This window comes from Vogesella alkaliphila (assembly GCF_014652475.1).
Lineage (GTDB): Bacteria > Pseudomonadota > Gammaproteobacteria > Burkholderiales > Chromobacteriaceae > Vogesella > Vogesella alkaliphila.
Window position 1 is genome coordinate 602,366 of sequence record NZ_BMYW01000001.1, and the last position, 23,654, is coordinate 626,019.

Sequence of the window (23,654 nt, forward strand, 5' to 3'; positions counted from 1 at the left end):
ATTAACTGGTGCGCGTCAGCGCGTCCGGTCGAATGAAATGTTAGAACTACGCTGGAGCGGAAACGGATAAGAGCATCAATGACGCGCAGCAAATTCACGCATTTTCTTTGTTGGCTTTGAGAGTTTCACTTGTGCCTTTCCAGATTTAGAACTCTTTAAGGAAGTCACATATGGGGAAACTGCATCAAAAGTTGCTTTGTCGCTGACCTCATACCAGCCAGATTTGTACTTAAGCTTTCCTTCGCTTAAAAGCTTGTCTATGTCTGGATAGTTAGAGACCCTGTCTTTTATAAGGCGGACAATTGCTTCTTTACTTAATGTCACATCATTTTCCATGCTTGGTCTCATCTAACGTGTGATATACACACCAGCGGTGTGTATATCTGATTTGTGGATGAGTATATCCACACATTGTCATGGATATTCTCGTTTATTTTCAGGAGTTTGGTGCGTCATCTGCTAGCAAAGACATATTCAGACGGGTATTCACCTCTGTCAACTTCCGCACCAGCTCCTCACTCGCCTCTGCCAGCCTTGCAATGCTGGTTTCGCGCAGCGCCGCCAAGTCTACCCCCGTGGCATTGTCCATGCCAGCCCAATGCAATAGCGTTTGACATGCATCAGGGTGGTCGAACAGCCCGTGCAGGTAGCTGCCCATGATCTGGCCGTCGGGGCTGACGGCGCCGTCGACGCTGCCGTCGTCGAGCACGAACACCGGCCGCTCACAATCCGCGCCGTGGCTGACGCCCATGTGGATTTCGTAGCCGCTCACCGCCGCGTCGGCGTTGACGAAGCGGCCTTCGCGGCGGGTGAGGGTCTTGGCGGCGGCAAGCAGGGTGTCGACGGCGAGATAGCCGAGGCCCGTGCTGCTGCCGGCTTGGCCTTCGACCCCCAGCGGGTCGTGGATGGCCTGGCCTAGCATCTGGTAGCCGCCGCAGATGCCGAGCAGCTTGCCGCCGTAGCGCAGGTGGCGCTGCAGGTATTGCGGCCAACCTTGCGCCTGCAAAAAGGCCATGTCGGCGCGGGTGTTCTTGCTGCCGGGCAGGATCACGAGGTCGGCCGGCGGCTTCGGCGCGTCGGGGCCGACGAAATGCAGGTTGACGCCGGGGTGGGCGCGCAGCGCGTCGAAGTCGGTATGGTTGCTGATGCGCGGCAGCACCGGCACCACGATGTTGAAGTCGCCTTGTTGCTGCTGCGTCTGTACCGCGTCTTCGGCGTCCAGCATCAGGCCGTGCAGGTAGGGCAGCACCGCCAGCACCGGTTTGCCGGTCTTGGCTTCCAGCCAGCCGAGGCCGCCTTGCAGCAGGCTGATGTCGCCGCGGAAGCGGTTGATGACGAAGCCGATCACGCGGTCGCGCTCGGACTGGCTCAGGCAATCCAGCGTGCCGGTGAGGTGGGCGAACACGCCGCCGCGGTCGATGTCGGCGACGAGGATCACCGGGCAGTCCACCGCCTCGGCAAAGCCCATGTTGGCGATGTCGCGCTCGCGCAGGTTGATCTCGGCCGGGCTGCCGGCGCCTTCCACCATCACCGCGTCGTACTGCTGGCACAGACGGCCGTAGGACTTCAGCACCGCCTGCATCGCGGTGGTCTTGTAGTGGTGGTAGTCGCGCGCGTTCATGTCGGCGCGCACCTGGCCGTGGATGATGACCTGCGCGCCGGTGTCGGAGCTGGGCTTGAGCAGCACCGGGTTCATGTCGCTGTGCGGCGCCACGCGCGCGGCGACGGCCTGCAGCGCCTGGGCGCGGCCGATCTCGCCGCCGTCGACGGTGACGGCGCTGTTGAGCGCCATGTTCTGCGGCTTGAACGGGGCGACGCGCAGGCCGCGGTCGGCCAGCAGCCGGCACAGCGCGGCAACGACGGTGCTCTTGCCGGCGTCGGAGGTGCAGCCCTGCACCATCAGCGTGGGGTAGGGCCAGTGCGGGTCGCTCATGCCAGCGCTCCGGCGGCGCGGTCGGCGTGCCACTGCCGGATCAGCGCCTGCAGTTGCGGCAGGCCGCGGGTGAGCAGGGTCGGGCCGGGGGCGAGGATGTCGGCGGACTTGATCTCGATGACGTGGCCGCGTGCGAAGTTGCGCACCGCCGGCACCTGCTGCCAGCCGTCACGCTCCAGCAGCGTTTCCGGGCGGAAGCGTTTGCCGCACCAGCTGCCGACGATCAGGTCCGGCGCGCGAGCGGCGACGGTCAGCGGGTCGGCGACGATGCGCTCCTTGGCGCGCACGAACGGCGCGTGCTCGGCGTAGGCGTCGCGGCCGCCGGCCAGCTCGATCAGCTCGCCGACCCAGCCGATGCCGGTGATGATCGGGTCCGGCCACTCCTCGAAGTACACCAGCGGCCGCGGCAGGCCGGCGGCGTCGTTGGCCGCGCTCTCGGCGGCGGCGGTGTCGATGGCGGCCTGCAGGCTCGCGGCCAACGTTGCGGCCTCGCGCTCCTTGCCGGTCAGGCTGCCCAGCACCCGCACCATGCGCAGCACGCCGGCGAGGTCGCGGTGGTTGAAGTGCTGCACGTCGACGCCGGCGTCGGCGACGTCCTTGACGATGTCGCTCTGCAGGCTGGAGTAGGCCACCACCAGGTCGGGCTCGACGGCGAGGATCTTCTCCAGCTTGCCGCTGGAAAAGCCACTGATCTTGGGCTTGTGCTGGCGCGCCTCGGGCGGGTAGACGGTAAAGCCGGAGATGCCGGCGATCAGGTGTTCGGCGCCGAGCAGGTACAGCGTTTCGACGGCTTCGGTGCACAGGCAGGCAATGCGTTGGTAGTGGCTCATGGCGGACTCGGGGCGGTTAGGGGTGGCGGCGGGCGAGGTCGAGCTTGGCGCACAGCTGGCGCGTGCCCTCGATCATGCGCGGGGTCGGACGGTTGAGCAGGTCGCCGTTGACCTGGTGCAGCTGGCGGTTTTGCACCGCGGCGATGCCGGGCATGCGTTGCCAGCGCCTGAGCAGGTCGTCGTTCTGGCGCATGGCGGCGGACAGGATCACCTGCGGGTTGGCGGCGATCACCGCCTCGTCGGTGACCACCGGCGCGGTGACCGGCAGGCTGGCGAAGACGTTGTTGCCGCCGCACAGCGCGATGGCGTCGCTGACGATGTGCTGGCCGTTGAGGGTGTATAGCGGCTTGTCCCACACCTGGTAGAACACGCTGAGTTTGGGCTTGCCCTGCTGCTGCCGGCGCAGCGCGGCCAGATCCTGCTCGAAGCGGCGCGCCGCCTGTTCCGCCTGCGCGCTGCTGCCCAGCAGCTGGCCGATGCGGCGCAGGTTGGACGGGATGTCGGCAAAGCGCTTCGGCTGGCTGTAGAACAGCGGGATGCCGAGCTGGCGCAGCGGCTCCAGCTGCCGCGCCGACGGGCCGTGCAGCCAGACCAAGAGCAGGTCCGGCTTGGCGGCGACGATGCGCTCCAGGTCGATGGCGCGGAAGCTGCCGGCCTTGGGCAGCGCCTTGGCCGCCGCCGGGTAGTCGCTGTTTTCATCGACGGCGATCAGGCTCGCGCCGCCGCCGGCGGCAAAGGCCAGCTCGGTGACGTGTGGCGCCAGACTGATCACGCGCTGCGCCGGTGCCGGCAGAGTGACGCGGCTGCCCTGATCGTCGATGACGCTGACCGGTGCGGCCAGTGCCGGCAGACAGGCCAGCAGCGGGAGGAGTCGTTTCATGCAGTAGTGTCCTTGTCGCGGAAACCGGCCAGCGCGGCGGCCAGCCGTTGCCAGTGGGGTTCTTCGGCCGGCAGGCCGAGGCGGAAGCGCGGCTGCGGCTCGGTAAACAGCCGGCACCAGATGTGTTGCGTCGCCAGATGCCGCTGCAACGCGGCGGCGGGCGCGTACTCGCCGCCGGCGAACAGGTCGCAGCCGGCGTGCGGCAGCGCGTTGGCTGCCAGCAGTGCGGCCAACCTGGCGCGGCGCGCGGCGAGATTGGCGCGTGCCTGCTGCTGCCAGGGCGAGTCGCGCAGCGCGGCGGTGGCGAGATGCTGCACCGCGCCGGGAATGGTCCACGGCCCCAGCTCCTCATCCAGCCGCTGCAGGATGGCGGCCTCGGCGGCGACAAAGCCCAGGCGCAGGCCGGCGAGACCGAAGAACTTGCCCGGCGAGCGCAGCACGATCAGGCCGGGCAGCTGGCCGGCGTGGGCGGTGACCGACAGCTCGGGGCAGACATCGGCAAACGCCTCGTCCACCAGCAGCCAGCCGCCGCGCGCGGCCTGTTGCTGCGCCCACCGCAGCACGCTGGCCGCCGGGTAGGCGTGGCCGGACGGGTTGTCCGGATTGCACAGGATCAGCACGTCGACGTGGCCGGCCTGCGCGCCGAGGTCGGCGTGAGCATGGCGGCTGACGGCGTGGCCGTGCCGCGCCCAGCGCCAGCCGTGTTCACCGTAACTGGGGTGGGCGACGGCGACGCTGCCGGGCGGCCGCAGCCGCGGCAGCGCCTGGATCGCCGCCTGGCTGCCGGCGACGGGTAAAAGGTTGGCCGCGCCGTAATAGGTGCAGGCGGCGGCGAGGAAGGCAGCGTCCGGCTGCGGCAGCGTGTGCCACAGCGCGCTCGGCACGGCTGGCACCGGGTAGGGCCGCGGGTTGAGCGCGGCGGACAGGTCGATCCAGCCGGCCGGCTCGCCGCCGTAGGTGGCGATGGCGGCGTGCAGGTTGCCGCCGTGCACGGGTTTGAGCGTGTTCATAGGGGAATGGCCAGTAGCAGCCACAGCAGCAGCGCCCGGTCCAGCAGGCGCGCGGCGCGGGCGATGTCGGCGGCGGCGGGCGTGGCGCCATCGCCCAGTGTTGGTCGCTCTTCCAGCCGGCCGTGGTAGCTGGCGGCGCCGCCCAGCCGGATCGCCAGCGCGCCGGCACCGGCGGCCATCACCGGGCCGGCGTTGGGGCTGTCCCACTGCGGTGCCTGCGTGCGCCAGCAGCGCAGTGCGAGGCGGGTGTGGCCGGCCAGCGCGTAGGCCAGCGCGGTCAGCCGTGCCGGCACGAAACCGAGCACGTCGTCGGCGCGGGCGGCGACCTTGCCGAAGCGTTCGAAACGCGGGTTGCGGTAGCCCCACATCGCGTCCAGGGTGTTGGCGAGGCGGAATGCCAGTGTGGCCGGGGCGCCGCCGATGGCAAACCAGAACAGCGCGCCGAACACCGCGTCGTGGCCGTTTTCCAGCAGCGATTCGGCGGCGGCGCGGGTGACGGCGGCCTCGTCGGCGTGGCGCAGGTCACGGCTGACGATGCGGCTGGCCAGCGCGCGCGCCTGCGGCAGGTCGCCGGCCAGCAGCGCCGCGCCGATGGGGCGGGTATGTTCCAGCAGGCTTTGCCGGCCGAGGGTGAAGTACAGCACCGCCACGCTGAGGGCGGCGGCCGCCGGCACCGGCAGTTGCGCCAGCAGCCAGCACAGGGCCAGCGGCAGCGGCAGCACCAGCAGCGCCCAGGCCAGCGCGCCGCGCAGCAGGCGCTTGCGGCCAACGTTGAGTGTTTTTTCCAGCAGCTTGGCCGCATTACCGAAGCCGACCAGCGGGTGGTAGCGGCGCGGCTCGCCCAGCAGGCGATCGAGCAGCAGCGCGGCTGCCATCAGCGCGGCAACGCTCAGCATGGCGGCAGGAACAGCGCAGCGGCGGCGGCCGGATTGCTGGCGAAGTAGGCGTGGAAGTACGACGCCTGCACGCTGCCGTGGCGGTACACCGCCTCGCCGCCGGCCCGGCCGTCCTTGCGCTGGCAGTGGGCCAGCGGTGCCAACGGCGTGTCGAAGCTGGAGTAGTGGAAGGTGTGGCCGCGCAGTTCGCCGGCGGCAGTGGGCCACCCCTGGCTGCCCAGCGCCGCCAGTTTCTTGCCCATGCGCACGCTGCCGGGCAGCACGCCGGCCATCGCGTGGCTTTGGCCGTCGGTGTCGGTGAGGCTTTCCGTCAGCGCCATCATGCCGCCGCACTCCGCCCACAGCGGTTTGCCGCTGGCCGCGAAGGCCTGCACGCTGTGTTGCCAGCGGCGGTTGCCCGCCAGCGTCGCCGCGTGCAGTTCCGGATAGCCGCCGGGCAGCCACAGCGCATCGGCATCGGCCGGAATGGCCTCGTCGGCCAGCGGCGAGAAGAAGGCGAGCGTCGCACCCATGCCGGTCAGCGTGCGCAGGTTGGCCGCATAGAGGAAGGCAAACGCCGCGTCGCGGGCGATGGCGATGGTTTTGCCGGCCAGTAGCGGGGCGAGTGGCGGCAAGGGCATCGCCGGCGGCGTAAACACGGGCAGCGCGGCCAGCACCGCGTCGTCCAGTTGCAGCGCGTCGGCCAGCGCGTCCAGCCGCGCGGCTAGATCCGGCAGCTCGGACGGCAGGTGCAGGCCGAGGTGGCGCTCCGGCAGCGACTCGGCCTGCCGCGGCAGGTGGCCGACCACCGGCAGTTCCGGCGTGCCGCAGGCGCGGATCATGTCGGCGTGGCCGGGGCTGGCGACGCGGTTGGCCAGCATCCCCGCCCACGGCAGCCGGCCGTGGTCGCGCAGGCCGCGGGCGATGGCCAGCGCGGTGCCGACCATCGCCGAGCAGTCCAGCACCGCCAGCACCGGCACCCCGAAGTGGCGGGCCAGGTCGGCGCTGGACGGCATGCCGTCGTACAGCCCCATCACGCCCTCGATCAGCAGGTAGTCGCACTCCCGCGCCGCCTCGGCCAGCAGCGCGTGGCACTGCGCCTCGGTGCACATCCACAGGTCCAGCACGTCCACATTGCTGCCGCTGGCGGCGGCCAGCAGCAGCGGGTCGATGAAGTCGGGGCCGGTCTTGAATACCCGCACCCGCTGGCCATCGCGCGCGAGCTTGCGGGCGAGGGCGGCGGTGACGGTGGTCTTGCCCTGGCCGGAGGCGATGGCGGAGAGGAGAAGGGCTTTGCAGCTCATGGTTGCTTTCTGGATGGGGTTGTTTTTTTGTGCCGCGAAAACCTTTTTGCCACAGAACCCACGGAAAGACACAGACAGAACCGATGCAATCCACACTGCGCTTCGGGACGGACTTGCTTGTGGTGGTCCGTCTTTATTTCCGTGTTTTCCGTGGATTCTGTGGCTAAAAAATCGGGTTTACCACTCCACGCCCGGCTGCGCGGCGATGCCGGCGGCGAAGGCGTGCTTCACCAGCGTCATCTCGGTGACGGTGTCGGCGGCGTCGATGACGGCTTGCGGTGCGCCGCGGCCGGTGACGATCACGTGCTGCTGTGGCGGGCGGGCGGCGATGTCGGCCAGTACCTGATCCACGTCGAGGTACTTGTACTTCAGCGCGATGTTCAGCTCGTCCAGCAGCACGAGGCCGATGGCCGGATCCTGCAGCATCTGGCGCGCTTTTTCCCACGCTTCGCCGGCGCGGGCGACGTCGCGCTCGCGGTTCTGCGTGTTCCAGGTGTAGCCCTCGCCCATGGCGTGGAACTGCACCTCGTCGGGGAAGCGGCGCAGGAAGCGCTCTTCGCCGGTGGACATCGCGCCCTTGATGAACTGCACCACGCCGACCTGCATCTCGTGGCCGAGGCCGCGCATCACCATGCCGAAGCCGCTGGAGCTTTTGCCCTTGCCATTGCCGCAGTTGACGATGAACACGCCGCGGTTTTGGCTGGCGGCGGCGATCTTGGCATCCATGATTTCTTTCTTGCGCGCCATGCGCGCGTTGTGGCGCTCGGTGCGGCCGTTGTCTTCGGTGTGGCTCATGATGGGTGTCCGGGTAAGAAGCAGGGGTGGCCTGCGTGGTGGAGACGGGTTAGCGGGTAGCCGAGCACGGCGGCAAGGTGTTCGGCGCCGAGTTCGGCCAGCGGGTACTGGCGGTGCGCGCCGTGCTCGTCGAGCAGCAGCGCGTGGCTGGCGCAGGCCGGGGCCAGCTGCAGGTCGTGGCTGACCAGCAGCACCGCCTTGCCCTGGGCACGCCAGCGGCCGATCTGCTGCTGCAGCGCGGCCTGATGGGCGAGGTCGAGCGAATTGGACGGCTCGTCGAGCAGGATCAGCGGCGCGTCCTGCGCCATCACGCTGGCCAGCGCCACGCGCTGGCGCTCGCCGCCGGACAAGGCCTGCAGCGGCCGCGTCGCCAGACGGCCAAGGTCGAAGGCGTCCAGCGCGGCGGCGACGCGCTGCGGGGTGTCGCCGCTGTCCGACCAGGCGAAACGCGCGGCGGCGACGGCATCTTGCACCGCGTAGTCGAAGGCGTCGTGGCTGGCCTGCGGCAGCAGTGCGAGGCGTTGCGCGCGCTGGCGCGGCGTCAGCTGCGGCAAGGGTTGGCCGCACAGGCGGATATGGCCGCCATCGGCGTGGCGCAGCGCCGCCAGCGTGGCCAGCAGCGTGCTCTTGCCGCAGCCGTTGCGGCCGGCGATCCACCAGCATTCGCCGGCGCGAACTTTCCAATCCAGTGGCTGCAGCAGCGTGCGGCGGCCCTGGCGTAGGGTGAGCTGGTCACAGTGCAGCATCAGGCTAGCCTCCGGCGGGTGCGTTGCAGCTGCCAGAACAGCACCGGCACGCCCAGGAGCGCAGTCAGCACGCCGACCGGCAGCTGCATCGGCGCGACGATGGTGCGCGCTAGGGTGTCGGCCAGCACCAGCAACGCGGCGCCGCTGAGCACGGCGGCGGGGATCAGCCGGCGCAGGTCCGGGCCGCACAGCAGGCGGCAGGCGTGCGGCACCATCAGGCCGACGAAGCCGATGCTGCCGCCCTGGCTGACGGCGCTGGCGGTGAGCAGCGCGGCCAGCACCAGCAGCAGGCGGCGCAGCATGGCCACCGGCACGCCCAGCGTCAGCGCGTGGTCGCCGTGCAGCGCCAGCAGGTTGATCGCCGGCGCCTGCCACCACGCCAAGAGCGCGGCCGGCAGCAGCACCAGCCACGGCCACGGCCGCAGCGGCGTGCCGGCGATGTCGCCGACCAGCCAGAACACCATGCCGCGCAATTGCGCGTCCGGCGCGATGGTGAGCAGCAGCGAGATCAGTGCGCCGCAGGCGGCGGACAGCAGCACGCCGGTGAGCAGCAGCAGCACCGTGCCGCTGCTGCGTGCGAAATCGCGGCGCGCCAGCAGGAACAGCAGCGCCGACAGCGTCAGCGCGCCGGCGACCGCGGCGCTGTCCACCTGCCACAGCGCCAGCCCCAGCCACAGCGCCAGCAGCGCGCCGACCGAAGCGCCGCCGGACACGCCCATCACGTAAGGATCGGCCAGCGGATTGCGCAGCAGTGACTGCATCAGCACGCCGGCCAGTGCCAGCGAGCCGCCGGTGACCCAGGCGGTCAGCGCCCTCTCCAGGCGCAGGCTAAGCAGGGTGTCGGCAAGCGTGCTGCCGTGGCCGCTGGCGGCCAGCCACAGCTCGCCGGCGCCCAGCGCGATGGAGCCGCTGCTGCAGGCCAGCAGCAGGCTGCCGCCGCTGAGCAGGGTCAGCAGCGTCAACAGGGGCAGGGTGGGTAAGCGCAGGGCACCGCGCAGCGGGCGGTCCAGCGTCAGGCTGTGGGACATGGGCGCGATATCGGTATCGCGGAAGGGGCAGGCGTCAGGCGCACGGATCAGCCATCTGACCGGATGCCGCCCTCCGCAGCATGTGTCGGGACGCACCGCCGGGCGGTGCGCGCGTTCGCCGTGGCCGGTATCCGGGCTGGTTTCGCCGTCTGCCCGCCTTCCCGTGATGACTCACAGTGGCGATGGGCAGGGCGGTCGTGGCGGCGGGACCGCTGGACCATAGAAACGCACCGTTGCGGGGGCAGCACAGGTCTCACCTGTTTCCCGTTTAACTTGCCGGCGTGCGCCGGCGAAGCACCAAGGCAGTCGGCGATTTTAGCAGATCGGCATCCGTACGCCGCCGGCTTTTATATTTTCAAAAAGAATAACAAAACAATAATTGATTATTTTTGGAAATATAAAGGCGCGGTTAAGGTGACGGCAGAATCTTTCCACACCTTGGGGGCAGCAGCATGGCGCACGATTTTTCCGGCTTCGACTACATCATCCAGCCGGGCTGGAACAACTCCGGCCCCGAGCACTGGCAGAGCCACTGGCAGCAAACGTTGGCCGCCACGCGGGTGGCCAACCACGACTGGCAGACGCCGCAGCTGGACGACTGGCTGGCGGCGCTGGACGCGGCGGTGGCCGCCGCCACGCAGCCGGTGATCGTGATCGCGCACAGCCTCGGCTGCGCCACGGTGGCGCACTACGCGGCGCGCTACGGCAACCGGCTGGCCGGTGCGCTGCTGGTGGCGCCGGCCGACGTCGAGCGCGCCGGCGCCCCGGTCGCGTTGCAGCCGTTCGCACCGCTGCCGGAGCGGGCGCTGCCGTTCCCGGCGCGGGTGGTGGCCAGCGACAGCGACCCGTTCAGCCTGCCGCTGCGCTCGGCGCGGATGGCGGCGCTGTGGCAAAGCCCGCTGCACTGGCTGCGCGGCGCCGGTCATGTCAATGTCGCCTCCGGCCACACCCGCTGGCAGGACGGCTTCGCCCAGCTGGTCGCGCTGGTGGCCGATATCCGCCAGCAGCGGCAGGCGTCGCGCTGCGCCTGAGCCGGCGGCCAACCTTGCCGGGCAAGCACTTGTACTGAGGCGCGCGGCGCGGCAATCGGCGTGGCATTTGCGGCGGGCTTGGGCATAGAATTCAGACATGCCCTGTCCCGCTGGAGCGCGTCATGCACCTGCTCGCCTTTGTTGACCATGTCGTCAGCGACATCATTACCCCGGCGCTGGACCCGCGTTTCGACATCGACCGGGTGACGCTGCTGTGTCACCGCAGCCACCTTGATCTTGCCTTCGACATCCTCGGCGTCTGCCACAAGCTGCACCTGAACGCGGCGGTGGAGACGCTGCCGGCGGACAGCCAGCCGCTGGCGCTGCGGCAGCGGCTGCAGGAGCTGGTGCAGGGCGGGGTCTGCTTCAACATCAGCGCCGCGTCGCCGGTGCAGGCGGCGCTGGCCTACGATCTGGCGCGCGAATACCGGCTGCCGCTGATGGCGATCGAGCACGACAACGACCGCCTGATCTGGCTGCTCGGCGGCGAGAGCAGCCGCCTGCACAGCGGCACCGAGATCGCCGAAGGGCTGTCGCTGGAGGCGTACTTCGCGCTCTATGGCAGCCGCATCCTTACCATCCACTACCGGCTGGAGCGGCGCAGCCCGCGCCACGAGCAGCTGGCGCGCGATCTGGCCGAACACGCGGCGCTGCGGCCGAAGTCGTTGTCGCTGCTCAACAGGCTGTGCAACGACCTGGACGAAGAGCAGTTCAGCCAGCACCCGCTGTCCAGCGGCGAGCACGTGCTGTACGACTGGCTGCTGGCCAGCGGCATGGTGGAGTTCCGCGACAGCGGCCACATGCGCTGTCTCGATGCGCGGGCGCGCTTCTTTCTTGCCGGCGGCTGGCTGGAGGTGTGGCTGCTGTCGCAGGTGGCCGAGCTGGCGCAGATCCTGCCGGTCAGCGACGCCGCCGTCGGCGTCAAGATCAGCCATCACAATGTCGAGAACGAGTACGACGTGGCGATCCTGTGCAACAACCACCTGTACCTGATCGAGTGCAAGACCGCCGCGCCCACCAGCTTCCAGCAGCGCGGCGTGGGCCTGGAGAACCTGTTCAAGCTCAACAGCGTCGCCGGCCTCGGTGGCCTGCACGCCAAGGCGATGCTGGCCAGCCTGTACGTGCCGACCGAGAGCGAGGTCGGTCGCGCCGAATCGCAGCGCATCACGCTGCTGGCCGGGCCGCAACTGCGCCAGGCGCGCGAGTACCTGCGCGAGTGGCTGATGAGCTGAGCGCGGTGGCGGCGGCGCCACAGCGCCGGAATATGTCAGCGTATTTGCTCTAAAAAGAATTTTTTGCGACAGACTTTCTGCTATCTTTGCCGCCGATTCCATTTTCCCGGACGGTTGCCATGCGCCTGATCCTGATGCTGCTGCTGGCCGCGGCCAACCTTGCCAGCGCCGACAGCCTGCTGATTGCCACCGAACACTTCCCGCCGTACCAGATCGAGCGCGAGCAGCACGTCAGCGGTTTTGTCGCCGACAAGGTGATCGCGATGCTGCGCCAGGCCAATCTGCCGTACCGGCTGCGCGCCTATCCGTGGCAGCGCGCCTACAACACGGTGCTGGCGACGCCGGAGTCCTGCCTGTTCTCGGTCACGCGCACGCCGGAGCGCGAGGCGTCGTTCCAGTGGATCGGGCCGCTGACGCACAGCGAGTGGACGCTGTACGCGCTGCGTGGCCGCTTCATCCCGTTTCGCAGCCTCGACGACGTGCGCCACCTGCGCATCGGCACCTATTACAGCGACGTGCGCGACAGCTACCTGCGCCAGCGCAATATGAAGGTCGATGCCGCGCCGCAGGACCGCGACAACATCGACAAGCTGCTGCAGCGGCGCATCGACCTGTGGGCCAGCGACCGCTTCACCGCCAACGGCTTGCTGCTGCAGCGGCAGCTGGACACGCGCATCGCGCCGGTGCTGGCCTTCAATCGCGTCGAGCTGTACCTCGCCTGCAACCGCAAGCTGGATGCCGGCGTGGTGAAGCAGCTGCGGCAGGCGATGCACCAGCTGCAGCGCGACGGCAACTGGCGCGGCATCGAGCAACGCTACGCCCGCTGGCCGGACATGCCGCAACACCAGCCCTGAAATGCATTGCGGCCAACCTTGTGACAAGGTTGGCCGCAATGTTTTTAGCGGGTAAGGCTCAGGCGTCGAGGCCGTGCTGCACCAGCTCCGCGGCCCGGATCACCGCGCGCGCCTTGTTCTGCGTTTCCAGCCATTCCGATTCCGGCACCGAGTCGGCGACCACGCCGGCGCCGGACTGCACGTACAGCACCTCGTTCTTGATCACCGCGGTGCGGATCGCGATCGCCAGGTCCATGTCGCCGGTAAAGCCGAGGTAGCCGACGGCGCCGCCGTACACGCCGCGCTTGGTCGGCTCGAACTCGTCGATGATCTCCATCGCCCGCACCTTCGGTGCGCCGGACAGGGTGCCGGCGGGGAAGGTGGCCTTCAGGATGTCGATGTTGGAGACATCGGGCTGCACCTTGCCCTCGACGCTGGACACGATGTGCATCACGTGCGAGTAGCGCTCGATGATCATGTTCTCGGTGATCGCCACGCTGCCGGTGTCGGCGACGCGGCCGACGTCGTTGCGGCCGAGGTCCATCAGCATCACGTGCTCGGCGATTTCCTTCGGGTCGGCCAGCAGGTCTTCCGCCAGCGCCAGGTCCTCCTCGCGCGTCTTGCCGCGCGGGCGGGTGCCGGCGATCGGACGCACGGTGACGGTGTCGTTCTCGCGGCGCACCAGGATTTCCGGCGAGGCGCCGACGACGTGGAAATCGTCGAAGTGGTAGAAGAACATGTACGGCGACGGGTTCAGGCTGCGCAGCGCGCGGTATAGCGCCAGCGGCGATTCGGCGAACGGCATGCTCAGCCGCTGCGCCAGCACCACCTGCATGATGTCGCCGTCGAGGATGTAGTTCTTGGCGTCGCTGACCGCCTGCTTGAACGCTTCCTCGCCGTATTCCGACACCGCCTCGGTGGCGACCGACGGCAGCGACAGCGGGATGGCTACCGGCTCGCGCAGCTTGGCGCGCAACTGGCCGAGGCGGGCGTTGGCCTTCTGCAGCGCGTTCGGCACCGCCGGATCGGCGTACACCACCAGGTACAGCTTGCCGGACAGGTTGTCGACCACCGCCAGCTCTTCCGACAGCATCAGCAGGATGTCGGGGGTGCCGACCGGGTCCGGCTTTTGCGTGGCGGCCAACCTTTTCTCGACGTAGCGTACGGTGTCGTAGCCGAAGTAGCCGACCAGGCCGCCGGTGAAGCGCGGCAGTCCGGCGATCGGCGGGGTGTGGAAGCGCTGGCTGAAGGCCTCGATGAAGGCGAGCGGGTCGCCTTCGTGGCGCTCGATCACCTTGTCGCCGTACTCCACCTGCACGCTCATGCCCTGCACCCGCAACCGGGTGGTGGCCGGCAGGCCGATGAAGGAGTAGCGGCCGGAGCGTTCGCCGCCGACCACCGATTCCAGCAGGTAGGAGTAGGGCTGGTTGGCCAGCTTCAGGTACACCGACAGCGGGGTGTCGAGGTCGGCGAACAGTTCGAGGGTGACGGGGATGCGGTTGTAGCCTGCGCTGGCCAGTTCGGCGAATTGTTGCGGTGTCATGGTCGTTCCAGGGTGTCAGGTCAAAAGGAGCGGGGCGGGGCGGCGTCTAGCGTCGCCATCGCCAACTGGCACGATCGGGCTGGAATCTCATGATGCAGGCTTTATCAAGTGTGGATGGGTAAACGGAACGGCTATTCTTGCGCAAAAACGCCTGCGCCGTACAGAGGCAGCAGGCTTGGCCGCGCTTATACGCGCAGGTTTTGCGGCACTTCGGCGGATTTTTTCACCAGCGCGTACAGCTCGACCAGGCTGTCGATCACCAGGTCGGCGTGCAGGTTGGCCGCATCGCGGTAACCGTAGCTGACGGCCACGGCGGCGCTGCCGGCGGCACGGGCGCACAGCACGTCGTTCTCGGAATCGCCGACCATCACGATCTCCTGCGGCGTGATGCCCAGCACCTCGGCGACATGCTGCAGCGGCAGCGGCGACGGTTTTTTCTCGGGCAGGCTGTCGCCGCCGAGGATCAGGCTGAAGGCGCTGTCGATGCCCAGCTGCGCCAGCAGCGGCACCGCCAGCCGTTCGGACTTGTTGGTGACCACCACCAGCGGCAGGCCGAAGCCGTGCAGCAGCTTGAGGCCCTCGGCGACGCCGGGGTACATGCGGGTGTGCACGGTCAGGTGGCGGTGGTAGTGCTGGATGAAGAAGGTAAAGCCTTTTTCCCACAGCGCCGCGTCGGCTTGGCCGTCGCGGTCGTCGGTCAGCGCGCGGTGCACCAGGCTGGCGACGCCGTCGCCGACGTGGGACTGGATGCGTTCGGCGGCCAGCGGGGCAAGGCCCAGTTCGGCGCGCATGGCGTTGGCGCTGGCGGCGAGGTCGGCGATGGAGTCGACCAGGGTGCCGTCGAGGTCGAAGGCGATGGCCTTGATATGTGTCAGATTCATGATTCGGCGTGGGCGGACGGTGTCGTGACGGCGGGCGCCACGGGTTGAAGATGGAGGCCGATTATACCGGAAGCCGCGCCTGCCACCGCCATGGCTTGCTTGCCGTGGAAATGACAAATCAGTAGCATGGGCGGTTTTGTCGTGCCGGCGTGGCCGGCGGCTTCCATCGAAAGGACATCATGAAACCTCGTGCACTGGCTGTTGCCGTGACGCTATCCGGCCTGCTGCTGGGCGGCTGCGCGTCGCCACTGGCCAACAAGACCGCCGACGCGGCGGCGATCCACACCATCGAGCAGAACGCGCGGCTGGCGCGCTACAACTTCGACGGCGAGGTGCGCGTCAAGGCCATCCGCCTGCCGGGCAAGGTGGAAAGCGTGGTGGAGGGCGACGTGATCGGCGAGGTGGCGAAATCGTTCAGCCTGGAGCTGCGCGGTGCGGTGGACATGGACAAGAGCCGTGTCGAGATGACGCCGACCTTCCGCTTCAGCCGGCCGAACGCCGAGACCTGGCTGCGCCTGCCGATGCTGGCCGAGCTGAACACGCTGACGCTGTGGGTGGACGCCTCGGTGCTGGATCTGGCGATCCCGGCGCTGCGCGGCGAGCACAAGGGCAAGTACGTGATGTTCCAGGCGCCGCAGGACAAGGTGAAGAAGCTGCCGCTAGACGCGGTGCTGGCGGAATTGCCGCAGGTGGCGAAGAACATCTACGCCGCCGTCGACAGCAAGGCCTACACCTTCCAGCCGCTGGACGAGGCGGCGCGCAAGGCCGGCGCCAGCTATCGCATCCGCCTGACGCTGGACCCGCTGGCCGAGGCGAAGATGAGCAAGCAGGCGGTGCAGGAACTGCTGCAGCTGGCGCGTCGTCACGCTGGCGAGCACCAGAAGGAGGTGGAGGAGTTCGCCACCGCCGTCGGCCCGCTGCTGGACGCGTCGCAGGAAGAGCTGCAGACCAGCTCGCAGACCGACCTGCTGGTCAGCCGCAGCGGCAAGCTGCTGGGCGTCAGCGAGCTGCGCGAGTTCTCGGTGCCGAAGGAGAAGGAGCTGGCGGTAACGGTGGCGTCCACGGTGCGCCTGAGCAACCATGAGCAGCCGGTGTTCAGCATGCAGCCGACGGCAAACAATGTGGTCAGCTTCACCGAGTTGCAGCCGCCGTCGTGGCTGGGCGGCAAGCGCCCGGCCGATGAAGCCGAGGAAGAAGAGGTAGAGGACGCGCTTGCCGCGGAGCCGGTGGACGAGGCCGAGTGGGCGGCTCAAGCGGCAGAGGAAGCCGCCGAGGCACCGGTGGCCAAGAAGCCGGCGAAGGCCGCCAAACAGGCCAAACAGGCCAAGCAAGCCAAGCCGGTGGCGAAGCGTAAGCCGAAACCGGTCGCCCGCGCCCAGTAAGAAGGCGGCAACAGCAAAACAGCCCGTCACATCGTGACGGGCTGTTTTGCATTGCGGCCAACCTTGGGCGGCCATGACGGCCAGGCAGCGCTTACAGCTGGCGGATGTCCAGCACCGGCACGCTGCCAAACGCCGCGCCGTGCAGGTAGGCGACAATCGCCGCCGCGGCGTCGGCGGGCGAAGTCAGCTGGCCGTCGGCCTTCAGCGCGTCGAAGCGCGGCTTGCCGGGAAACTGTGCCGGATCGGCGGCGCGGATCTCGCCCTGCATGCCGGTATCGATCACGCCGGGATACAGCGACACCGCCAGCAGCGGCCGGGCGGCGCCTTGCTGCTCGGCGGCCAGGGTGCGGGTGAAGTGGTCGACGCCGGCCTTGGTGGCGCAGTACACGCTCCAGCCGCGGTAGGGGTTGGCCGCGGCGCCGGAGGATATGTTCAGCACGCGACGGACGCCGCCGTGGCCGGCGCTGTGCGCGACAAAGGCGTCGCACAGCAGTAGCGGCGCGGTCAGGTTCAGCGCGATGGCCGTCTCCGCCGCACCGGGCGGATAGGCGCCGACCTGCGCGATCGGCTGCACCGTGCCGGCGTTGTTGATCAGCGTCAGGCTGTCGCAGTCGCCCAGCGCCGCCAGCGCGCGTTCCATGACTAGCGGCGGCAGGCTGCTGTCGGTCAGGTCGGCGTCCAGCGTGATCAGCTGCGGGTGTGCCGGCAGCGCGCCGCAGTCGCGCGCGACGGCGACCACGCGGCCCCCGTCACGCAACAGCTGCGCGGTGAGCGCCGCGCCCAGCCCGCGCGAGGCGCCGGTGACGACGTAGCCGTTCACTTGCGGCCAACCTTGGCCAGTTCGGCGCGCATCGCGTCGATCACCGCCTTGTAGTCCGGCTGGCCGTAGATGGCGCTGCCGGCGACAAAGGTGTCGGCGCCGGCGGCGGCGATCTCGGCGATGTTGTCGACCTTCACGCCGCCGTCCACCTCCAGCCAGATCTCGCCGCCATGCTTGGCGGTGTACTCGTCGATGCGCTGGCGCACCGCGCGCACCTTGTCCAGCGTCTGCGGAATGAACTTCTGGCCGCCGAAGCCCGGGTTGACCGACATCAGCAGGATCATGTCCAGCTTGTCCATCACGTGGTCGAGGTGGGACAGCGAGGTAGCCGGGTTCAGCACCAGACCGGCCTTGCAGCCGGCGTCCTTGATCAGGCCCAGGGTGCGGTCGATGTGGTGCGAGGCTTCCGGATGGAAGGTGATGATGTCGGCGCCGGCCTTGGCGAAGCTGGCGGCCAGCGCGTCGACCGGGGTCACCATCAGGTGCACGTCGATCGGGGCGGTGGTGTGCGGACGGATCGCCTCGCACACCAGCGGGCCGATGGTCAGGTTCGGCACGTAGTGGTTGTCCATCACGTCGAAGTGGATGATGTCGGCGCCGGCGGCGATCACGTTGCGGACTTCCTCGCCCAGGCGGGCGAAATCGGCGGACAGCAGGGACGGGGCAATACGGAATTGGCTCATGGCTTTATACGGGGCGGGGCTGGAAATGCCCGCCATTGTACGACATTGCCCCGCCGGACGGCGACGCGTGCGCCGGATCGGCGCTACAATCGGCCTCTGCTGCCGGGCATGTTGCCCTGCACCATGCCGGAACCGCCACCCATGAACGACGACTACCAGATCACGGTCGAGGCCGAAGCCTTCTACCAGCAGCAATACTCGAACGCCGACGCCGGCCAGTACGTGTTTGCCTACCGCATCACGCTGCGCAATACCGGGCGCCACCCGGCCAAGCTGCTGTCGCGGCACTGGATCATCACCGACGCCAACAACGACGTGCAGGAAGTGCGCGGCATGGGCGTGGTCGGCGAGCATCCGCACCTGCAGCCGGGCGAGAGCTACAGCTACACCAGCGGCGCCACGCTGCGCACCCCGTACGGCAGCATGCAGGGCAGTTACCAGATGCAGGCCGACGACGGCACGCGCTTCGAGGCGCCGATTGCGGAGTTCCACCTGATCGCGCCGCGCACCCTGCACTGAGCCCCCCTCATCCCCGTACCCGACTCCCTGTACCCGATCAAGAGCAGCCGAATGCGACCAGCCGCCCATAGCCAGACCCCGCCCCCGACCGACCGGGATGACCTGAAAACACTGAAAACCCTGCTGCCCTATCTGTGGAGCTTCAAGTGGCGGGTGCTGTTCGCGCTGTCCTGCCTGGTCCTGGCCAAGGTCGCCGGCGTGATCACGCCGCTGTTCCTGAAGGACATCGTCGACCAGCTGTCGATCCCGGCCACGGTGCTGGCGGTGCCGGTGCTGGCCCTGGTCGGCTACGGCTTCGCGCGGCTGGTGTCCAGCGTGCTGGGCGAATTGCGCGACGCGATCTTTGCGCGGGTGATCCAGGGCGCGGTGCGCTCGGTGGCGCGCTCGGTGTTCGCGCACCTGTTCCGGCTGTCGCTGCGCTTCCACCTGGAGCGCCAGACCGGCGGCATGAGCCGCGACATCGAGCGCGGCACCAAGGGCATCGGCTTCCTGCTGAACTTCACCGTGTTCAACATCCTGCCGACGCTGGTGGAGATCGCGCTGGTGCTGGGCATCCTGCTGTACCGTTACGACGTGTGGTTCGCGGTGGTGACGCTGTCCACCATCGCCATCTACATCGCCTTCACGCTGGTCATCACCGAGTGGCGCACCGTGTTCCGCCGCACCATGAACGATCTCGACTCGCGCGCCAACAGCAAGGCGGTGGACGCGCTGATCAACTACGAGACGGTGAAGTACTTCGGCAACGAGCGCTACGAGACCGAGCGCTACGACGGCAACCTGGCGTCGTGGGAGCGCTCCGCGATCAAGAACCAGGTGTCGCTGTCCATGCTCAACGCCGGGCAGGGCGTGATCATCGCCACCGGCGTGACGCTGATCATGTGGCTGGCGGCGCGCGGCGTGGTCAGCCGCGAGATGACCGTCGGCGACGTGGTGCTGGTGGCCACCTTCATCACCCAGCTGTGGGCGCCGCTGCACTTCCTCGGCTTCGTCTACCGCGAGATCAAGCACTCGCTGGCCGACATGGAGCGCATGTTCACGCTGCTGAACGTCGACGCCGAGGTCGACGACCATCCCACGGCGCAAACGTTGGCCGCAAAGCAGGTGGCGATCCGCTTCGACAACATCGGCTTCGGCTACGACGCCAAGCGCCAGATCCTGCACGACGTCAGCTTCGACATCCCCGCCGGCCACACCGTGGCGGTGGTCGGCGCCAGCGGCGCCGGCAAGTCGACGCTGTCGCGGCTGCTGTTCCGCTTCTACGATGTCGGCAGCGGCACGATCCGCTTCAACGGCACCGACATCCGCGAGCTGACGCAGGACAGCCTGCGCGCGCACATCGGCATCGTGCCGCAGGACACGGTGCTGTTCAACGACAGCATCTACTACAACATCGCCTATGGCCGCCCCGGCGCCAGCCGTGAGGAGGTGATCGAGGCGGCGAAATCGGCGCACATCCACGACTTCGTGATGAGCCTGCCGGACGGCTACGACACCACCGTCGGCGAGCGCGGCCTGAAGCTGTCCGGCGGCGAGAAGCAGCGGGTGGCGATCGCGCGCACCATCCTGAAAAACCCGCCGGTGCTGATCTTCGACGAGGCCACCAGCGCGCTGGATTCGCGCACCGAGAAGGCGATCCAGACCGAGCTGTTCGACATTGCGGCCAACCGCACCACGCTGATCATCGCGCACCGGCTGTCCACCATCGCCGATGCCGACACCATCATCGTGATGGAGGGTGGTCGCATCATCGAGCGCGGTCATCACCGCCAGCTGCTGGCGGCGGGCGGCCGTTACGCGGAGATGTGGCGGCTACAGCAGGAAAGCGAGCTGGTGGAGGGCTGAGCACGCCGATTGGCGTCACCGTGGTGGGGATGTGTTGTATAGTGTCTTTGAATAGAAACTTAAAAATAAGAAGGTCATTGCCATGATTCGATTGCGAGTGGCGCTGTGCATCTTGTTGGCCGGGATGCCCGCCCTGGCCGTGGCCAAGGGTTCGCCACCGGTCGAACTGCTGTTCGCCAGCGAGGACGACTGGTACCCCTATTCCGGCGTCCGCGACGGCCAGGCCGCCGGCCTGACCGTCGACATCATGCGCGCCATCTACCAGCAGCCGGGTGTGGTGGTGCGCTTCCAGCCGCTGTCCTACAGCCGCTGCATGGAAGTGGCGCGCACCGCCCGCTACGCCGGCTGCTTCACCACCTCGCGCAACGACTTCTACGAGCCTTACTACCGCTACCCGCAGCTGCCGCTGCTGGAAGGCCAGATCAGCATCTACAGCCGCAGCAACCGCCCGGAGCGCGATCTGGACATGAAAGCACTGGAAGGGCAGGAAGTCGGCGTGGTGCTCAGCTACGGCTACGGCAAGGAGTTCGACGCCAATACCGCGATCCGCAAGGAGTACTCCACCCGCGAGGTCAACGCCTTCCGCAAGCTGAAGGCGGGGCGCATCCCCTACGTGGTGGCGTGGGAGGGCACCGTCAACCACATGCTGCGGCAGAATCCGGATCTGCACGGCTGGGTGAAACCGGTGGGCAAGCTGGCGCCGGGGCCGGTATACGTGTCGTTCTCCAGGGCGCACCCGGATGTCGAGCGCCTGGTCAGCCGCTTCGACACGGGCATGGCACAGCTGCGCAAGAGCGGCCGGCTGCGGCAGCTGGAAAGCCGCTGGCTAAGCGGATACTGAATCGCTACCAGCTGTCGCGGCGGCGCCGGCTCTCGCTGGCGGCCAGCGCCTGCGGCGTGTCGATGCCGCGCTCCGCCGCCCGTTGCAGCGCCACCTGCAGCAGTTGCGCCGTCGCCAGGCAGTCCGAGATCGCGTTGTGGCGCTGGAAGTTCTCGATGCCGAAGGTGTCCAGCCACTCGTCCAGCGCCACCGTGTTGCAGTAGCGGTCCGGAAACAGCGCCGGCATCAGCCACGCCAGGTCCAGCCACTTCGGCTGGTAGCGGATGCCCAGAAAGCGGCGCATCGCCTGCGCGATCATCGCCTGGTCGAAGTAGGCGTGGTAGGCCACCAGCGGCGTGTGGCCGCTGTACTCCAGAAAACGCAGCAGCGCCTCCGCCGGCTCCAGCCCCTCGCGCTGCTCCGAGCCGCTGATGCCGTGGATCAGGATGTTCTCGGTGGAGGACACCGTGTCCTGGCGCAGCACGGTCTCGAAGGCGTCGGCGGGGTTGATCACGCCGCGATCCAGCGCCACCGCGCCGATGGAGATCAGGTGGTCGTGGCGTATGCGCAGGCCGCTGGCCTCGACATCGACCACCAGATAGCGCGTGCTGCGGCTGTCCTGCAGCCAGTCGTACGCCGGCAGCGCCTGCCAGCGCCGCAGCCGCTCAAGCTGCTCGTCGCTGAGCTGCGGTTTGCCGTCAGGGCGGAAACGGTCCAGCCAGCCGCTCAGCCAGTTCATAGTTGGTACATCACCTTCAGTTTCTGCTGCAGCTTGCGCGCCTGGCGGAACGACTCCTTCAGGATGCGGCGGTCGAGCGGGTTCAGCTTGTCCGGCTGGATCAGGTTGTCGCCGGGGCGGCCGTGCTCGTCTTCCAGGTGCTGGTGGCGCAGGCGCAGCATCTGGATGAAGTTGAAGGCGTCGATGATGGCGGCGGTTTCCTCCGGCGCCGAGCCGGTCTGTTTCGCCGCGCGCTCCAGCCGCTTGATGGTGCTGCTGGCGGCGATGCCCTTGGCCAGCGCCAGCACCCGCGCGGCGTCGACGAACAGTCGCGCCGCCGATTTCTTCAGGTCGATGTAGCCGCCCTGGCCGTGGTATTCCTCGGTGCTGAAGTCGCGCAGCAGGCCCAGCGGCGGCGCCACCGCCAGCGCGTTGGCGGCCAGCATGCGCTGGAACACGCTGTTGTCCTGGCTCAGCGCGAGCAGGCGCTTGTGCAGCTGGTTGGCGAGATAGCGCTTGCCGTACAGCGGGCGGAAATCGAAGAAGATCGACGCGTTGAGCAGCGCCACCGGGTCCGGGGTGCGGATCCAGCGCGCGAACTTCTCCTGCCACTCTTCCAGTGTCAGGCACCACTCCGGGTTGCCGGCCATGATGTTGCCCTTGCACAGCGGGAAGCCGCAGCGGTCGAGATCGGCGTTCACGTCGCGGGCAAAATCCAGCAGCCGCATGGTCAGCTGGTCCTTGTCCATCGCCTCCGGGCACAGGTAGATGATGCCGTTATCCTGATCGGTGCTGAAGGTCTGCTCCTCGCGCCCCTCGGAGCCGAACGACAGCCACGCCCAGTCGACGCCGTACAGGTCGTGCCGTTGCAGGTTCAGCTCGATCACGCGGCGGGTGATGCCGTCGTTGAGCGCGGAGATGAATTGCGTCAGCTGCTCGGCGCCGACGCCCTGGCCCAGCATGTTCATGGTGAACTGGCGCAGGTCGCGGCCAACCTGTTGCAGGGTGTCGATGTCGGCGGCGGTTTCCACCGCGTAGCGCAGCTGGCGCAGGCCGACGCGCTGCATGGCGAACAGGTCGCGCTCCGAGATCACGCCCAGTACCAGATTGTCGTCGTCGACCGCCAGCACGTGGCGGATGCCGTGCATCGCCATTGCCAGTGCCGCGTCGTAGGCGGTGGCGTCCTGCGGCAAGGTGTGCGGCTTGCGCGACATCACCTGCGAGATCGGGCAGTCCAGCGCCAGCTTCGGCAGCACCACCCGTTTCAGCACGTCGGACTGGGTGAAGATGCCCTGCGCGATGCCGGCCTCGTTGACGATGACGATGGAGCCGACGCCGGTCTCGCCCATCCGCGTCAGCACCGCCTCCAGCGGGTCGTCGGCACGGGCGGTGACCGGCGGCCGCTTGCACAGCTCGTGCAGCTTGGTCGCCATCGACTGCTGTTCCAGCGCGCGTTGCGAAAACTGCGCCTGCATCTGCTTGCGCGACTGGCTGAGCAGGGTGGAGATGTGGCTGGCACAGAAGCGGTTGAACACCGGGCTGATCAGCAGCAGCTGCTGGAAGTCCTGGTTGTCCAGCTGGTAGCAGAACACGTCGTCCACCGCGCTGTAGGTGCAGATGGTGGCACGCTGGCCGCTGGCGGCGCCGATAGGGAAACACTCGCCGCTGCTGATGATCACGTTGCCGGAGGCGCTCTCGCCGTCCTCGCGCGACAGCACCTTGCCACGCTGCACCACGAAGAAGTGCGGCGGCGGCCCCATGTCCGGGGTCAGGATCAGGCTGTCTTTCGGGTAGTAGGCGAGCTTGGCGTGCTGGCCGAGGAAGGCCAGCGCCGCGTCTTCCATGCGGTCGAACGGCGAGTGCTTGCGCAGGAATTCAACGGTGGCGCTGACCAGTGTCGCGTTGGCGGTACGGCTCATGGGACGGTTCCCGTCTGGCGAAAAAAC

General features: G+C 68.1%; 23 protein-coding genes and 1 riboswitch. Of the genes, 7 read left to right on the top strand and 16 right to left on the bottom strand.

The genetic code is table 11. From position 1 onward, the window contains the following. Positions 1-75 precede the first annotated feature (75 nt). The 10 genes from IE100_RS02870 to IE100_RS02915 form a co-directional block, all read right to left on the bottom strand. Positions 76-336, bottom strand: a complete 261-nt coding sequence (locus IE100_RS02870) for a hypothetical protein (protein WP_189372625.1) — start codon at positions 334-336, stop codon at positions 76-78. Between the two features lie 100 nt (positions 337-436). Then, entirely contained in the window at positions 437-1,933 is a 1,497-nt protein-coding gene (locus IE100_RS02875) for a cobyric acid synthase (RefSeq protein ID WP_189372626.1), read from the bottom strand. Next, positions 1,930-2,763, bottom strand: coding sequence for an ABC transporter substrate-binding protein (locus IE100_RS02880; RefSeq protein ID WP_189372627.1), 834 nt, complete (start codon positions 2,761-2,763; stop codon positions 1,930-1,932). Before IE100_RS02880 ends, IE100_RS02875 begins: the two co-directional genes overlap by 4 nt. A 16-nt stretch (positions 2,764-2,779) precedes the next feature. Then, a complete protein-coding gene (locus tag IE100_RS02885; RefSeq protein ID WP_189372628.1) occupies positions 2,780-3,643 on the bottom strand; it encodes a cobalamin-binding protein in 864 nt (287 codons plus the stop codon). Then, entirely contained in the window at positions 3,640-4,653 is a 1,014-nt protein-coding gene (gene cobD, locus IE100_RS02890) for a threonine-phosphate decarboxylase CobD (protein WP_189372629.1), read from the bottom strand. The genes IE100_RS02885 and cobD overlap by 4 nt, the downstream gene beginning before the upstream one ends. After that, entirely contained in the window at positions 4,650-5,549 is a 900-nt protein-coding gene (gene cbiB, locus IE100_RS02895; RefSeq protein ID WP_189372630.1) for an adenosylcobinamide-phosphate synthase CbiB, read from the bottom strand. Before cbiB ends, cobD begins: the two co-directional genes overlap by 4 nt. Beyond that, complete coding sequence (locus IE100_RS02900; RefSeq protein ID WP_189372631.1) at positions 5,543-6,832, bottom strand: cobyrinic acid a,c-diamide synthase CobB; 1,290 nt, start codon at positions 6,830-6,832, stop codon at positions 5,543-5,545. Before IE100_RS02900 ends, cbiB begins: the two co-directional genes overlap by 7 nt. Positions 6,833-7,009: 177 nt before the next feature. Continuing rightward, positions 7,010-7,627 carry a cob(I)yrinic acid a,c-diamide adenosyltransferase gene (gene cobO / locus IE100_RS02905; protein WP_189372632.1) on the bottom strand — a complete coding sequence of 206 codons (618 nt, stop codon included), beginning with the start codon at positions 7,625-7,627 and terminating at the stop codon, positions 7,010-7,012. Next, a complete protein-coding gene (locus IE100_RS02910; protein WP_189372633.1) occupies positions 7,624-8,373 on the bottom strand; it encodes an ABC transporter ATP-binding protein in 750 nt (249 codons plus the stop codon). The genes cobO and IE100_RS02910 overlap by 4 nt, the downstream gene beginning before the upstream one ends. Continuing rightward, positions 8,373-9,401 (bottom strand): FecCD family ABC transporter permease, encoded by a 1,029-nt coding sequence (locus tag IE100_RS02915; RefSeq protein ID WP_189372634.1) that lies wholly within the window; start codon positions 9,399-9,401, stop codon positions 8,373-8,375. The genes IE100_RS02910 and IE100_RS02915 overlap by 1 nt, the downstream gene beginning before the upstream one ends. A 105-nt stretch (positions 9,402-9,506) precedes the next feature. Then, positions 9,507-9,718, bottom strand: a riboswitch (cobalamin riboswitch). A gap of 135 nt (positions 9,719-9,853) precedes the next feature. Between IE100_RS02915 and IE100_RS02920 the strand changes: the two genes are divergently transcribed. The 3 genes from IE100_RS02920 (at position 9,854) to IE100_RS02930 (ending at position 12,518) form a co-directional block, all read left to right on the top strand. Further along, positions 9,854-10,432, top strand: coding sequence for an RBBP9/YdeN family alpha/beta hydrolase (locus tag IE100_RS02920; protein ID WP_189372635.1), 579 nt, complete (start codon positions 9,854-9,856; stop codon positions 10,430-10,432). Between the two features lie 122 nt (positions 10,433-10,554). Beyond that, complete coding sequence (locus IE100_RS02925) at positions 10,555-11,664, top strand: Card1-like endonuclease domain-containing protein (protein ID WP_189372636.1); 1,110 nt, start codon at positions 10,555-10,557, stop codon at positions 11,662-11,664. A 119-nt stretch (positions 11,665-11,783) separates the two neighbouring features. Then, positions 11,784-12,518, top strand: coding sequence for a substrate-binding periplasmic protein (locus IE100_RS02930; RefSeq protein WP_189372637.1), 735 nt, complete (start codon positions 11,784-11,786; stop codon positions 12,516-12,518). 58 nt (positions 12,519-12,576) lie between these two features. Here IE100_RS02930 and trpE read toward each other — a convergent pair whose 3' ends face one another. Together trpE and IE100_RS02940 are read right to left on the bottom strand one after the other, a co-directional pair. Further along, a complete protein-coding gene (gene trpE, locus IE100_RS02935) occupies positions 12,577-14,040 on the bottom strand; it encodes an anthranilate synthase component I (RefSeq protein WP_189372638.1) in 1,464 nt (487 codons plus the stop codon). Positions 14,041-14,225: 185 nt separating this feature from the next. After that, complete coding sequence (locus tag IE100_RS02940; protein WP_189372639.1) at positions 14,226-14,921, bottom strand: phosphoglycolate phosphatase; 696 nt, start codon at positions 14,919-14,921, stop codon at positions 14,226-14,228. Between the two features lie 179 nt (positions 14,922-15,100). Here IE100_RS02940 and IE100_RS02945 point away from each other — a divergent pair, with 179 nt between their 5' ends. Further along, positions 15,101-16,303: a hypothetical protein gene (locus IE100_RS02945; protein WP_189372640.1), complete on the top strand. Its 1,203-nt coding sequence runs from the start codon at positions 15,101-15,103 to the stop codon at positions 16,301-16,303. A 91-nt stretch (positions 16,304-16,394) separates the two neighbouring features. Here the strand turns inward: IE100_RS02945 and IE100_RS02950 are convergent, their stop codons facing one another. Together IE100_RS02950 and rpe are read right to left on the bottom strand one after the other, a co-directional pair. Then, complete coding sequence (locus IE100_RS02950) at positions 16,395-17,123, bottom strand: SDR family NAD(P)-dependent oxidoreductase (RefSeq protein WP_189372641.1); 729 nt, start codon at positions 17,121-17,123, stop codon at positions 16,395-16,397. Further along, positions 17,120-17,806, bottom strand: a complete 687-nt coding sequence (gene rpe / locus IE100_RS02955; RefSeq protein ID WP_189372642.1) for a ribulose-phosphate 3-epimerase — start codon at positions 17,804-17,806, stop codon at positions 17,120-17,122. Before rpe ends, IE100_RS02950 begins: the two co-directional genes overlap by 4 nt. A 141-nt stretch (positions 17,807-17,947) precedes the next feature. On the opposite strand from rpe, the gene apaG reads away from it, so the two are divergent. From apaG to IE100_RS02970, 3 genes are all read left to right on the top strand, one after another. Then, entirely contained in the window at positions 17,948-18,325 is a 378-nt protein-coding gene (gene apaG / locus IE100_RS02960; RefSeq protein ID WP_189372643.1) for a Co2+/Mg2+ efflux facilitator ApaG/CorD, read from the top strand. Between the two features lie 51 nt (positions 18,326-18,376). Continuing rightward, positions 18,377-20,170 carry an ABCB family ABC transporter ATP-binding protein/permease gene (locus IE100_RS02965; RefSeq protein WP_189372644.1) on the top strand — a complete coding sequence of 598 codons (1,794 nt, stop codon included), beginning with the start codon at positions 18,377-18,379 and terminating at the stop codon, positions 20,168-20,170. A gap of 82 nt (positions 20,171-20,252) precedes the next feature. After that, positions 20,253-21,011 (top strand): substrate-binding periplasmic protein, encoded by a 759-nt coding sequence (locus tag IE100_RS02970; RefSeq protein WP_189372645.1) that lies wholly within the window; start codon positions 20,253-20,255, stop codon positions 21,009-21,011. 4 nt (positions 21,012-21,015) lie between these two features. On the opposite strand, the gene IE100_RS02975 is transcribed toward IE100_RS02970, so the two are convergent. After that, positions 21,016-21,729 (bottom strand): 3'-5' exonuclease, encoded by a 714-nt coding sequence (locus tag IE100_RS02975; RefSeq protein ID WP_189372646.1) that lies wholly within the window; start codon positions 21,727-21,729, stop codon positions 21,016-21,018. Beyond that, positions 21,726-23,627, bottom strand: coding sequence for a DUF294 nucleotidyltransferase-like domain-containing protein (locus IE100_RS02980; RefSeq protein WP_189372647.1), 1,902 nt, complete (start codon positions 23,625-23,627; stop codon positions 21,726-21,728). Before IE100_RS02980 ends, IE100_RS02975 begins: the two co-directional genes overlap by 4 nt. Positions 23,628-23,654 lie beyond the last annotated feature (27 nt).